The following is a 13618-nucleotide window of genomic DNA, read 5'->3' as shown; positions in this document are numbered from 1 at the left end:
GCCTGCGGTCAGCCTCTCTTTGTCTGCATGCAGTCACATCCAGATCAAGCGAGGTTCCCATGGCTACAGTCAGCGAATATTTTGTCGAACGGCTTTACCAGTGGGGTATACGCCGCATCTACGGTTACCCCGGTGACGGCATCAACGGCGTGTTCGGCGCGCTCAGCCGAGCCAACGGCAAGATTAAGTTCATTCAGGCCCGGCATGAGGAAATGGCGGCCTTCATGGCTTCAGCTGACGCCAAGTTTTCCGGCGGTCTCGGGGTCTGTATCGCCACGTCCGGCCCGGGCGCTTCGCATCTGTTGACTGGACTCTACGACGCGCGCATGGACCACATGCCGGTGCTGGCCATAACCGGACAGCAGGCGCGTACCTGTCTGGGCGGCCATTACCAGCAGGAGCTGGATCTGATGTCCATGTTCAAGGACGTCGCCGGTGCCTTTGTGCAGCAAGCCAGTGCGCCGTCGCAGGTGCGCCACCTGGTCGATCGGGCCATTCGCACCGCCTACGGCGAACGCAAGGTCACCGCAATTATTTTGCCGAACGATCTCCAGGAGATGGAATACAGCGAACCTGAGCGCTCCCACGGCACTATCCATTCCGGTATCGGTTACAGCCGCCCCAGGGTGGTGCCCTATGAGGCAGATCTGCGGCTGGCTGCGGAAGTGCTGAATGAAGGCAATAAAGTCGCCATTCTGGTGGGCGCTGGCGCGCTGCAGGCCACTGACGAAGTTATTCGGATCGCAGAAAAACTCGGTGCTGGTGTTGCCAAGGCGCTGTTGGGCAAGGCTGCGCTGCCCGACGATCTGCCCTGGGTGACGGGCTCGATCGGCCTGCTTGGCACCGAGCCCAGCTACAAGCTGATGACCGAATGCGACACCTTGCTGATGATCGGATCGGGCTTTCCCTATTCCGAATTTCTCCCTGAAGAAGGCCAGGCGCGCGGCGTGCAGATAGACCTGAAGGCCGACATGCTCAGCCTGCGCTATCCGATGGAGGTGAATCTGGAGGGCGACGCCGCAGAGACCTTGCAGGCGTTGCTTCCGCTGTTGCAGGACAAGACCGATCGCAGCTGGCGCAAGGAAGTGGAAGGCTGGCGCGCCGACTGGGAGCAGACCCTTGAAGCCCGCGCGATGGTATCGGCCAACCCGATCAATCCGCAGCGGGTGGCGTTCGAACTGTCGCCGCGCCTGCCGGACCGCGCAATCATCACCTGCGATTCAGGGTCTGCCGCCAACTGGTTTGCCCGCGACATCAAGATCCGCCGCGACATGATGTGTTCGCTGTCCGGCGGGCTGGCCTCCATGGGTGCTGGTGTGCCCTACGCCATCGCCGCCAAGTTCACCCATCCTGACCGGCCGGTGATTGCTCTGGTCGGCGATGGCGCCATGCAGATGAACAACATGGCCGAGTTGATAACGGTCGCCAAGTACTGGCAGGAATGGACCAACAAGCAGTGGATCTGCGCCGTATTCAATAACGAGGACCTCAATCAGGTGACCTGGGAGCAGCGGGTCATGGAGGGCGATCCCAAATACGAAGCGGCCCAGCGTATTCCCAGCGTGCCTTATCACCAGTTCGCCGAATCGATCGGATTGAAGGGCATCTATGTCGACAGTGAAGACCGTGTAGCGGCAGCCTGGGAGGAGGCACTGGCTTCCGATCGACCCGTGTTGATCGAGTTCAAGACTGACCCGGATGTCCCGCCGCTGCCGCCGCACATCAAGCTGGAGCAGGCCAAACAATACGCCTCGACATTGTTGCAGGGCGATCCGGACCAGCGCGGCATCATCACCCAGACAGTCAAGCAGGTGCTCGGTGGCGTGCTGCCACAGAATGACGACAGCGGCAGTGGGAAGGATCAGGGCGGGCAATGAGTTTGTCCCCCGCTCCGCTGATCAGCAGCGTGCGCGCCTCGGCTTATCGGATCCCGACCGAGGCGCCCGAGGCGGACGGCACGTTGCAATGGGACGCCACCACGCTGGTATTGGTCGAGCTGGAGGCCGCAGGCGAAACCGGCCTGGGTTATACCTACGCCGATGCTTCGCTGGTGCCTTTGATCGACAGGCAGCTGCGTCCGGCGCTCGAAGCTGCCAGCGCGCTGGATATCGGTGCCATTCTCGATGAATTGTGGGCCAGCGTGCGCAATCTCGGGCGCTCCGGGCTGTGCGCCTGCGCCATTTCCGCCGTCGATACGGCGCTATGGGATCTCAAGGCCAGGCTGCTCGGTCTGCCGCTGGTGCGGCTGCTGGGCGCCAGACGCGAATCGGTCCCTGTCTACGGTAGCGGTGGCTTCACTACCCAGGCCGGCATCTCGCTGTGTGAGCAGCTCGCAGCCTGGACGCGGGATGACGGCTGCCGCTGGGTCAAAATGAAAGTGGGCACGGACCCGGCTGCGGATATTCACCGTGTGGAGGAGGCGCGACAGGCGATAGGCGATGCCGGTCTGTTTATCGACGCCAACGGAGCACATAGCAGCCGCAGCGCTATTGCTTTCGCCCGCCGGATCGCCGATTCACAGGTGAGCTGGTTCGAAGAGCCAGTCAGTTCCGACGATGTACGCGGGTTACGCGCCGTACGCGATGCCATCAGTGCCTCCGGCCAGCCGATGGATATCGCCGCTGGTGAATACGCTTACACCCCTGACGATGTCCGCCGTCTGCTTGAAAGCGGCGCGGTTGATGTCCTGCAGGCCGATGTGACGCGTTGCGGTGGTATCAGCGGCTTTCTGCAGGCGGCAGCGCTGTGCGAGGCGTTCCATGTCGACCTTTCGGCGCATTGCGCGCCGGCCTTGCATCGGCACGTGGCCTGCGCTGCGCCGCGTCTGCGCCATATCGAATGGTTTCAGGACCATGTGCGGCTTGAAAGCATGCTCTTCGAAGACGCCCCGCAGGCCCGGGAAGGGGTGATCAGGCCTGATCTCGATCAGCCCGGCCACGGGTTGAGATTTCGCCACGCCGATGCCCGGCGCTACGCAATCTGACGCAACCCGACAGAATTTGACGGAACTTAAGGAGTCGCGATGTTCTCCAGAACGCAGCTCAGGGCGCTGGCAGTCGGCGTCACTACGCTTTTGAGTCTGGCTTCACTGCTCTGGCAGAAACATGAGCGACCCGGACGGGGCCGGCTGCTGCATACCCACGGGCGGGAACACGTCATGCTGGATGCGGCGCACACGCTGAACCGTGGCGCAGGTTTGCTGGCGTTCTCCGTGGCGGCGGACAGCGCGATGGAACACTACCGCGGTGATTTCCAGAATCGCGCAATGTACACGCCGCTAGTGACCTCGGTGCTCTCGCTGGTGATAAGCGGGCAGGGGCAGCAGGATCCCCGCGCTGGCAATAACCCGCTGCGCAACGCCGTTTACGTCGGCACGATAGGAACCGGTCTGGCCGGGACCGCATTCCATCTCTACAACATCGGCAAGCGTCCGGGCCGGTTGAGCTGGAGTAATCTGTTCTACGCGGCGCCTGTTGGTGCACCCTCTGCGTTGGTTTTGTCCGGAGTACTGGGTTACTTCTCCGAGCGCCTGCGTGGTGAGACACAGGACTTTATCCCGCGGATATTCGGCTTGCCGGTTGGCCAATCGGTGGGGTTGATGGCTGCGGCCGGGTTGCTCGGCACGGCACTGGAGGCTGGTCTGTTGCATTTTCGCGGCGCCTTTCAGAACCCGGCAATGTACATTCCGGTAAGCGCTCCCCCATTGGCCGCCGGCCTGCTGGTCGCCACCGTAGCGGCGGGTCCGGCATACGGCCGGTTGCGTTGGTTGTCCCGATTGGTCCTGCGTTTCACTGCGGTAATGGGGCTTGCGGGCGCGGGTTTCCATGCCCTGGGTATTGCCCGCAACCACGGCGGTTGGCGCAACTGGCGACAGAACCTGCAAGCGGGCCCGCCCTTGCCGGCTCCGCCGAGCTTCACCGGTCTGGCATTCGCCGGGCTGGCCGCGCATACCTTGCTGGAAGATGACCGGGAGCTGGCGCCATGAGCCGGCGATACCCCGAATACGACGTGCAGTCCAAACGGGGCGGGCCATCCTGGAACGACGTGACCCGACAGATTGTGGACGCGCGTCTGGCCATTCCGCGTGAGCCGCGGTTTCTGGACGCCACGCAATGGACCATTTTGTGTGCGCTCTGTGCCTGTGTCGTACCGCAACCGCAGAATCGGCCCGAGGTACCCCTGGCGGCGCTGATTGACGCGCGCTTGCTTGCCGACCACGGTGACGGCTATCGGGACGCGCGACTGCCCCCGTTCCGGCAAGCCTGGCGCATCGGCCTGGCCGCGCTGGATGCCGAAGCGCTGGATCGCCATGCTGAAGGCTTCGCCGAGCTGAGCCGCACGCAACAGGACGAGCTGTTAGCCGATGCGCAGGCCGGCGACCTGGTTCACCCTGCCTGGCAGGGCATGCCGTCTCGCTTGTTTTTCAGTCTGCGTCTGGCGCACGACATCACCGCCGCCTATTACCGCCACCCCGTAGCCTGGAATGAAGTAGGGTTCGGCGGTCCCGCAGCGCCCCGGGGCTATGTACGTCTGGGCGCCAATCACCGTGACGCCTGGGAACCCGCTGAAGCCAGGCCGGGGGCTGAATCCAGAGCGCGGGAGTTGAATCGCCATGTCCGCTGAGTTGTATCTCGAGGCGCTGGAAACACCGCGTGGCCGTGGCGGACGCGCGCCGGATGTGTTCAGCCCGACCGGTTGGGTGCCGATGCGCGAGTATCCGCTCGACGAGCCGGTGGATTTCGCCATCGTCGGTACGGGCGCGGGCGGCGGTACGCTGGCTGCGAAACTCGCCGAGGCAGGTTTTTCAGTGGTGGCCTTCGACGCCGGCGCATGGTGGCGGCCGCTGTCGGAATTCGCCTCCGATGAAGAACATCAGCAGAAGCTGTTCTGGACCGATGAGCGGGTATGCAGCGGCGATAACCCGCTGGTGCTCGGCACCAATAACAGTGGCAAGGCCGTTGGCGGCAGTACTGTGCATTACGCCATGGTATCGCTGCGGTTCCGTCCTGAATGGTTCAGATCGCGCAGTCTGTTGGGCTACGGCGTCGATTGGCCGATTGACTGGCAAGACATGTGGCATTACTACCGTGAAGTCGAGCAGGAGCTGGGTATTTCGGGTCCGGTCCGCTATCCGTGGGGACCCAAGCGTCCGCGCTATCCCTATCGCCAACACGAGCTCAACGCCTCGGCGCTGGCCTTGGCGCGCGCCTGTGAAGCGCAAGGCATCGACTGGACATCGACGCCGTTGGCGACGTTGTCGGCACCGCGCGAGCAGGCGCCGCCCTGTGTCTACCGGGGGTTCTGTGTGACGGGTTGCTCGACCAATGCCAAACAGAGCGTCCTCAATACCTGGCTACCACGGGCGCTGAAAGCCGGCGCTGAGGTGCGCGACCTGGCTATGGTCGGACGCATCGAGACCGCGCCGGACGGCCTGGCCAGTGGTGTGCATTATCACCGGGATGGCAGCTGGCATTTCCAGCGCGCCCGTCATGTGGTGGTAGCCGGCTACGCCATTGAAACGCCCCGGCTTTTGCTTAATTCGGCCTGCCCGCGTTATCCGGATGGGCTGGCCAATAGCTCAGGACTGGTCGGCAAGAATCTGATGGTGCACAGCAACCAGGCGGCCTGGGGGCTGGTCGACGACGAAATCCGCTGGTACAAGGGCCCACCTTCACTGGCTATCAGCGAACACTGGAACTACTGCGACGACAATAAGGACTTCTTCGGTGGTTATGCCTTCATGAGTCAGGGGCCGCTGCCGGCCGCCTGGGCCGAAACCCAGGTCGGCAATCGCGGTCTGTGGGGCCAGGCGCTGGTTGATGAGATGGAGAAGTACAATCATCAGGTGGGCCTGAAGATTGTCGGCGAGACGCTGCCCCAGGAACGCAACAGGGTCAGCCTGGCAGACGAGCGCGATGCCTACGGCTTGCCCATCGCGCGCGTCAGTTATTCCTTCTGCGATAACGATCTGCGGTTGATCAATCATGCGATGCGTTTTTTGCGTGGCGGTCTGGAAGGCATCGACGCACGCGAGATATGGTCCGAGACCGAGGGCACCGCGCATCTGATGGGCACCGCCAGAATGGGCAATGACCCACGCACCAGCGTGGTCAACGCCGATTGCCGCAGCTGGGATATCCGCAATCTGTGGATCTGCGACGGTTCGGTATTTCCAACTTCCGGCGGCGTTAATCCGTCACTCACCATCCAGGCCATCGCCTGCCGCACGGCTGACCGCATAGGCGACATGGCGCGGCGCGGAGAGCTCTAAGCGGCTCTATCAAATCCCTGCACAGCTCGGTCAGCTCTTCGCGCACTTGGAGCTTCTGGAATGTGGTGAGTATTGACGCGCGGTCTTGTTTGTCTCTTCATTATGCATGATGGCATCAATATTGATGTAATGAGGATTCCAGATGAGAACAACCGTTACGATTGATGACGCATTGTACGAAGAGGCGCTGGAAGTTGCCGATCCGGCGATGGATAGGAATGAGCTTTTCAGAGAGGCAGTGAAGACCTTCATTCGAGTCCAATCGGCCAAGCGACTCGCAGCGCTTGGCGCAACCATGCCCGAAATGCAGGATATCCCCCGGCGCAGCGTGGAGGCTCCAGATTGAGCGAGGTGATAGTCGACACATCGGTTTGGGTCGATCACTTTCGTCACGGCAACGATGCCCTGGTTCGTCTTCTTGAGTTTGATCAGGTATTAACGCATCGGCTAATCGTTGGTGAAATTGCCTGCGGGACCCCTCCGAGTCGCAACCAGACTCTGTCCTGGCTTGGTAGGCTGAACAGGCTCAACAAGCTAGCGTTCAGGAAACCGTAGATTTTATCCAGCGTGAACGTTTGTATGGCATGGGTTGTGGCCTTGTCGATTTAATGCTGCTTGCTTCGACCCTGGTCACGCCTGGGGCGCAAATCTGGACGCTGGATAAGCGGTTGTGCGCTATGGCAGAACGATTCGGCGTTATGCACCGGCCGATTCATTAAGCAAACCAGAACCTCCTCGAAACTCTGTTCAGACAGCATCAGGCCGCTCGGCCGCAGCGATCACACAGTTGCGGCCCTGCGATTTCGCCAGGTACAGCTTGGCATCGGCGCGTTCCAGCTGCTCACGGGGCTCCCACAGTGGTGCCTGGCAGGCGCTGATACCGGCGCTGAAACTGCAGCGGAACAGGCCATTGCTGCCGCTGAATTGCAGTTCGTTGAAAGCAACGCGGATCTCATCGAGGATGCGCTTGGCGTCTGCCGCGTGACAATCGGGCAACACCGCGACGAACTCCTCGCCGCCATAGCGCCCCAGACGGTCGATCTTGCGCAGGCGCTGGCGCAACAGGTTGGCCAGCGCGCGAATCACGCTGTCGCCCACCGCGTGCCCGTGCTGATCGTTGACCGATTTGAAGTGATCGATGTCGATCATGGCGATGCTCACCGGGCGGTGCGTGCGGCAAGCGCGCTCCAGTTCGATTTCCACCTGCTCCTTGATGTCGGCGTGTTTGAGCAGGCCGGTCAGACTGTCGCGCGCCAACGCCTGGCTGAGCAGCCTGGCGCGCTGGGCGCGGGAATACACGGCATTGACCAGAGCATTGTCGGAAATCGGCTTGGTGATGAAATCGTCCCCGGCCTTGAGCAGGGCATCCTTCTGCCGGGTAACGTCGGTCTCGGCAGACAGATACACCACCGGTACGCGTAACCAGTTGTCGTCCAGACGGATGATCTGCGCCAGCTCGGGCCCCGAATAGTCCGGCATATTGATATCCATGAGGATCACATCCGGCATGAAGGCATCCATCTGCTCGAGCAGCCTGCGCGGATCATTGACGATCTCCACGCGCATGGCCGCGTTGTTCAGCACCGCCTGATACCGCTGCGCCAGGGTTTCATCGTCATCGACCAACAGGATGCGGAACGGCTCGCTTAGCAGATTGTTGAAGCAGCGCTCGAGTCGGTCTTCCAGCTTCGCCAGATCCACCGGTCGGGTGAACAGCCCCTGGGCACCAGCGCGCACGGCGCTCAACTGAAGTTCGAAATCCTCGTTGTCGCTGATCAGGAGCAACGGCAAAGCCATGGTGCGTTGTGCCTGAATTTCCTGGAGCTTCCCGAGCAAGTCGCTGTTCTGGGCATCGGGGCTGATATTTAGAATCAGCGCATCTGCTTCAGCCCCCTTCAAGGCATGCAGGAGTTCACTTGTCTGGGTGTGAAGCACCACCTGATAGCCAAAGCTCTCCAGGGTATGACACAGACGATTGGCGAACTGATCGTCGTGCTCAAGAACATGAATGCAGTGCGGACGATCGATGCGCTCATCAGCGGGTTGCGGCGGAGCGACCGGCGACTCTTGCGTTTCGTTGCGTCGCAGCAGGGCCAGTTGACTGAAACCTTCGATCAGGGTCTGCCGTGACATGCTGTCGCATTGCTCGCGTTCCTTCAGCTCGCGGACATAGAGTTCCAGCTCGCGCGCGCGCGCGCCCAGGGCCGGGTAACCAAAGGTGCCCGCCGCACCGGCCAACTTGTGCAGCTGTTCGCGAATATACTGCAGCGAGTCTGAAGCAGATTGCCATGTGTCGGGCAGCTCATGTACCAACTGTTCCAGCGCGGGGAGTTCGGTATCCAGACGCTCGCGAAAGCCATCTGCAAGGATCGCCAGCTGCTGGCGAAGTTGTTCAGCCTTGTCCATGCCAAGCCTCCCAGACCTGTCGTAGTTGGTCAGACAGCGCCATGGGGTCGAACGGTTTGACAATAACGTCGGCGGCGCCCAGGCGCTTGTATTCGTCGATCTCCTCGGGTTGCATCTTGGCGGTCATGAACACCAGCGGACAGCTGTCGAGCACTTGCATCTGTTCGAGTTGGCGCAGCGTTTCCGGCCCGTCCATTTCGGGCATCATCACATCCAGCAGGATGAGATCCGGCTGGAAGTGCTCCACGGCGGCCAGGCCTGCGGCCCCGGAGGCGCAGGTCCTGACGGTGAAGCCGCCGAGAACTTCCAGGGTGACCCGAGCAATTTCCTGAATCGATACGTCGTCTTCAATGTGCAGGATACGTTCAAGCTGTTTCATGTAAGGGGCTCCAGCGGTGACTCCGCCTGCATCCGTGCTGCGTTGCAGCTGATCAGTGTCCATCAGGTTTCACTTCCGTCGGTCGGTTCTGCAGCCAGCTCGCACCAGAACACCGAGCCTTTGCCAGGTTCGGATTCGAACCCGACCTGCCCGCCCATATGCTCCACCAGGTCTTTGGTCACGGCGAGCCCCAATCCCGTTCCGCCGCGCCGCCGGGTCGTTGAACTGTCGACCTGGGAGAAACGCTCGAACAACCGGGCGTGGGCTTCCTGCGGTATGCCTTCACCTTCATCGACGACGCTGATGCAAACACGACCCTCAGCGTAACGGGCATCAAGGGTAACGGTACCGCCCTGATGGGAAAACTTGGCCGCATTGGAAAGGTAGTTGGCCAGTACCTGGGCCAGCCGGCGCGGATCGGCGTGGACCAGTACCGGATCTACCTGACCACAGCGCAGCGTGACATCGAACTGGTCAGCGTAGCTACGGTTTGCATCCAGCGCCTGCTCCAGCAATGGCTGCAGCGGTACATGTTGCATGTCGAAATGCATTCGATTGACCGCCAGCTTGTCCAGGTCCAGCAGATCGTTCACCAGATGGGTCAGGGTGCGGCTGTTGTTCGAAGCAATGGCCAGCATCTTGTGCATCGGCGCAGGCAACTCGCCCAGCGCGCCGCCTTCGATCAGGCCCAATGCACCGCTGATGGCCGTTAGCGGTGTGCGTAGCTCATGGCTGACGGTGGAGACGAACTCCGATTTCATCTGTTCAATCCGGTAGCGCTCGGTGACGTCCCAAACAAAGCCGCTGATCCACAGCAGTTGGCCCTCGCTGTCGTATTCGCCGCGGCCCTTGTCGCGCACCCAGATTTCATGGCCCTGGGCGTGAACGATTCGATAGGTCAGCTCGAAGCTTTCGCCCTGGGCCAGGTTCGCCGCCCCGCCTCGATTACGCGGTGTGTCTTCGGGGTGAATAATGCTGACGTAACTGCGCACCTGGCTGTTGACGAAATCCTCTGCCGGATAACCGGTGATCACTTCGATTTCATCGCTCAGATAGGTGACGGTCCAATGCTCATCCGCCGCGCAGCGATAGACCGCTCCGGGCAGATTACTCACCATGTTGCGGAAACGGGCTTCGCTGCGCTGCAGCTCGCGGGTTGCCTGGATGAGTTCGGTGATATCCGTGGCAACGCCAAGGAAGCCGGTCAACTCATTATTCTGATCGCGGATGCCGGTCACGGTCAGGTTGACCAGCCGCTGACTGCCGTTCTTGTTGATATAGGTCCAGGGCAGGGTTTCCGGTTTGCCGCGGCGCGCATTGGCCAATAGCGCTTCGCGGTGGTCCACGGCATAGCCAAGCTCGGTGCTGAGTATTTGCGCCCGCCGCTCCAGTTCGCTATCCAGGTGGTAGCTTACCGGTGTGCGCTTGCCGATCATCTCATCGGCGTTGTAGCCGAGCAGTTTGCAGGCACCGGTGTTGAACAGGGTAATACTGCCTTCCAGATCTGTCGTGACCACCGCCACCTCGGTGGAAGCATCGATAACGGCCCTGAGAAACGCCCGCGCCTGTCGGATTTCCGTGTCGCGTCGCATGTCATCGGTAATATCCGTGCATGTTCCACTGGCCCAGAGCGGCTGGCCGTTGGCGTCACGGCTGATGAGTTGGCCGCGGTCATGAACCCAGACCCAGTGGCCATCCTTGTGCCGTACCCGGTATCTGAAATCGATGTGTTCAAGCTTCCCGTTGAGGTGTGCCTGTATCAGGCGATCCGCCTCCCCGCGGTCCTCGTGGTGGATGAGCTCTCGCCAGACATCCACCGTCGTGGCCTGGATGTCCGCGGGCGTGCGGCCGTTGATGTTATGCCAGCGTTGGTTATAAACAGTCTCACCGGTTTGCACGTTCCATTCCCAGGTGCCCAGGTTGGCGCCCTGAATAATGCTGGCCAGCCGCGCGCGTTCCAGCTCCAGAGCCATTTCCATCTGTTTGCGCTGGGTAACGTCTGCAGCGAAGCCGTGCCAGATCAGGGTGCCATCGGGCAAGGATTCGGGGCTGGCAATGGCGGCTATCCAGCGCTCGCCGAAAAGGGGGTGTTTTATGCGGAATTCATCTTGCCACTCCGTAACCATCTGACGAGAGAGCTGGATGCTCTCGGTGACGCGCTGACGATCGTCCCCATGTATTCTGCAAAGCACTGTCTCGACATCTTGCTGCGCCTGCTGGGTGCTGGTGCCGCATATTTCCTCTAGGCCCTGGCTGCAATAGGGGAACCAGCCGTGCCCTGAGCTATCTTGTTGATATTGATAGATAACGCCTGGCAGGTGTGTGGTCAGCTTGTCGAAGCGCGCCAGCAATTGTTCGCGCTCCTGTTGCATCAGGTCCCGTCGCAATGCCTCGCTGACCCAGGGGCCGAGCAGACGTACGAATTCCAGGTCGGTTTCATCGAAGGGGTGAGGTCGCGGCTCCGATGAAGAGAAATTCAAGGTGCCGTAGCGCTCGTCGCCAACCTGCAGGCTAACCGCGATATAGCTGCGCAGACCAAAGGTGCGATAGCAGGGATGGTCGTTATGAGGTGACTGCTCCATATCATTGATGGCCAGCACATCCTGGTACTGCAGCGTCAGCGCACAGTAGGTTGTCCCGAGAGGAAACTGCTGCCCCTCGGTTACTTTCCCGTTCTTACTGTGCACGGCAACGACGCGGTAATTCTCGTCCTGAATATGGCTGACGATACCCATGTCCATGCCCAGGTAGCGACAGCCCAGCTCCAGAACCTGTTTGAGCTGCCGGGTGATATCCGGCTCGGGCACACCGGCGATTTCGTTCATTGCCCGTAGCGCCTGACGTTGGTGTTCCAGACGCTGAGCTGTGGTGCGCTCTTCCCGGTCCTTGACCAGCGCGTGAATCAGCTGGCCCAGGCTGCTCAGCAGGGGCGCGAGGAATGCTGTGAGCTGCTCGTCGTAGCCACTGCTGCGGTTGGCCAGGGCAAGCATGCCTATCATTTCTTCGCCGAAGTAGATGGGCAGACCGGCAAAGGTTTCCAGCGGCGGATGGCCGGGCGGCAGCCGATTGTTATTGGGGTCTGACGCTGCGTCGTTGGACAGGTAGGCTTCACCGGTTACCAGAACCTGTCCGAACAGGGTGTCCAGCCGACGAAAGATCATGCCCTGGGGGCCTCTTCCGCGGAATATGGCGGCGCTGTCTTCATCCCAGGCAATGTTGGTAATGGCGTGGGTCTTCAGATAGGGCTCGCCATGTTCGTCGCGCAGTACCTGCCCGACAAAGCCGAACTGGCTTTCCGTCACTCTGAGGATCTGCTCCAGCAGATGATCGAAGCTCTGGTTGAGATTGTTCTCGTTGATGTAGGCCGATTGGGTGGCAACGATAATCTCCGAAAGCTTGCGGTTTGCCTCGCGCAGATCCGCCTCTTCCAGCAAGCTTTGCCGCCAGGCCTGCTCCTGACGTCGCACAACGAACCGGGTGCCCAACATCAACGCGCCCATCAACGCCAATGCAGCCAGGTAACCGAAGCCCCAGTACAGCGGCGACAGGCGCTTGCCGTTGAGGTAACTGTTCCAGAGGGGCGTGATATCGCGTGAGGCCAGCATGACCGCATGTGGCGGGGCGTCATTGTCGGTATTGCTGAAATGCCGTAGCAGAATCGGCGTAAGCAGGTAATGACGGTCATCGACCTGGACGCGCTGCGCCTGGCCTTGCAGCGCATCGGTTGGCAGCTCGCCTGCCAGCAGCCAGGGCAGGATACGTGGTCGCGAGTAGCTATTGATGAGCCACTCGGTGCCCGCGAGCCGGAACGCACCCGCGCTGGGCTGATCAAGGACTACGTCCTTGATCGCCGATGAATTGACCAACACCGCCAGGCCAGATTCCAGCTCTTCATCGAGCTGATGCAGGCCCGAGCCGAGCCCGAAGCCAACCTCGATACTGGCAATGACCTCCTCGTCATCATAGTCAGTGGCGAACACCGGTACGATCGCACGGATGCCCGCGCCGTAATGTCCCGCACCCAGACCGCTAAGCGGTATGCCGGTGCGTTGCACGCGGTCAGCCATGGGCCGGATAGTCGCCATCGAATCGCCCCATGCGACCGACTGATGCATGCGCAGCAGGCTGACCACGCCAGGGCTCAGGTGAATATTGAGCTGATCGGCACCGGATTCCTTGAGCACAACCCAGAAACGCCGCAGGTCGCTCTCCAGCTGAGCGCGCAGGGTTATGACTGCCTGGCTGTCCAGGCCGTCGCGCTCGGCGAGTACCTTGATGCGCCTGATCAGGCGCAGGGTATCGGGGTCTGCCGAAACACTATTGGCTGCCATCAACGCCTTACGGCGGAGCGATTGCTGCGACTGTTGCACCGCCAGACGCTGCATCTGCGAATGGGTGGCGAGCTGCGCGTCCCACGACTGGTCCCGTTTCTCCTGGCTGGACCAGGCGAAGAAGGCGAACAACAATCCCAGCAAGGCTGCGCCGGTTATGCGCAGCAGGCATTCATTAGTGGGTAACAGCTTTGGCAGCATTCAAGAAGGTTTCCGTAATACGCGGCGCGG

Annotated in this window: 9 protein-coding genes; 6 read left to right on the top strand and 3 right to left on the bottom strand. The window is 61.1% G+C overall.

Annotated elements, in window-relative coordinates:
- Window positions 1–59 precede the first annotated feature (59 nt).
- From G3M63_RS04675 to G3M63_RS04650, 6 genes are all read left to right on the top strand, one after another.
- Window positions 60–1877: a thiamine pyrophosphate-requiring protein gene (locus G3M63_RS04675; protein ID WP_163982011.1), complete on the top strand. Its 1818-nt coding sequence runs from the start codon at window positions 60–62 to the stop codon at window positions 1875–1877.
- The gene (locus G3M63_RS04670; RefSeq protein WP_163982010.1) at window positions 1874–2983 is read left to right on the top strand and encodes an enolase C-terminal domain-like protein; all 1110 of its coding nucleotides are present in this window, start codon (window positions 1874–1876) and stop codon (window positions 2981–2983) included. Before G3M63_RS04675 ends, G3M63_RS04670 begins: the two co-directional genes overlap by 4 nt.
- Before the next feature lie 39 nt (window positions 2984–3022).
- Window positions 3023–3985 (top strand): hypothetical protein, encoded by a 963-nt coding sequence (locus G3M63_RS04665; RefSeq protein WP_163982009.1) that lies wholly within the window; start codon window positions 3023–3025, stop codon window positions 3983–3985.
- Window positions 3982–4623, top strand: a complete 642-nt coding sequence (locus G3M63_RS04660) for a gluconate 2-dehydrogenase subunit 3 family protein (RefSeq protein WP_163982008.1) — start codon at window positions 3982–3984, stop codon at window positions 4621–4623. The genes G3M63_RS04665 and G3M63_RS04660 overlap by 4 nt, the downstream gene beginning before the upstream one ends.
- On the top strand, window positions 4613–6271 hold the full coding sequence (locus G3M63_RS04655; protein ID WP_163982007.1) for a GMC family oxidoreductase: 1659 nt from the start codon (window positions 4613–4615) through the stop codon (window positions 6269–6271). Before G3M63_RS04660 ends, G3M63_RS04655 begins: the two co-directional genes overlap by 11 nt.
- A 142-nt stretch (window positions 6272–6413) precedes the next feature.
- Window positions 6414–6617 carry a type II toxin-antitoxin system VapB family antitoxin gene (locus G3M63_RS04650; protein WP_150299956.1) on the top strand — a complete coding sequence of 68 codons (204 nt, stop codon included), beginning with the start codon at window positions 6414–6416 and terminating at the stop codon, window positions 6615–6617.
- 401 nt (window positions 6618–7018) lie between these two features.
- On the opposite strand, the gene G3M63_RS04645 is transcribed toward G3M63_RS04650, so the two are convergent.
- The 3 genes from G3M63_RS04645 to G3M63_RS04635 form a co-directional block, all read right to left on the bottom strand.
- Window positions 7019–8677, bottom strand: a complete 1659-nt coding sequence (locus tag G3M63_RS04645; RefSeq protein ID WP_163982006.1) for a diguanylate cyclase — start codon at window positions 8675–8677, stop codon at window positions 7019–7021.
- Complete coding sequence (locus G3M63_RS04640; protein ID WP_163984180.1) at window positions 8664–9056, bottom strand: response regulator; 393 nt, start codon at window positions 9054–9056, stop codon at window positions 8664–8666. Before G3M63_RS04640 ends, G3M63_RS04645 begins: the two co-directional genes overlap by 14 nt.
- Window positions 9057–9118: 62 nt before the next feature.
- The gene (locus tag G3M63_RS04635) at window positions 9119–13588 is read right to left on the bottom strand and encodes a PAS domain-containing protein (protein ID WP_163982005.1); all 4470 of its coding nucleotides are present in this window, start codon (window positions 13586–13588) and stop codon (window positions 9119–9121) included.
- Window positions 13589–13618 lie beyond the last annotated feature (30 nt).

Source organism: Pseudomonas sp. OIL-1, from assembly GCF_010669185.1.
GTDB lineage: Bacteria > Pseudomonadota > Gammaproteobacteria > Pseudomonadales > Pseudomonadaceae > Halopseudomonas > Halopseudomonas profundi.
Note: the sequence above shows the minus strand (reverse complement) of the source record. Positions and strands in the feature narration are given on the sequence as shown.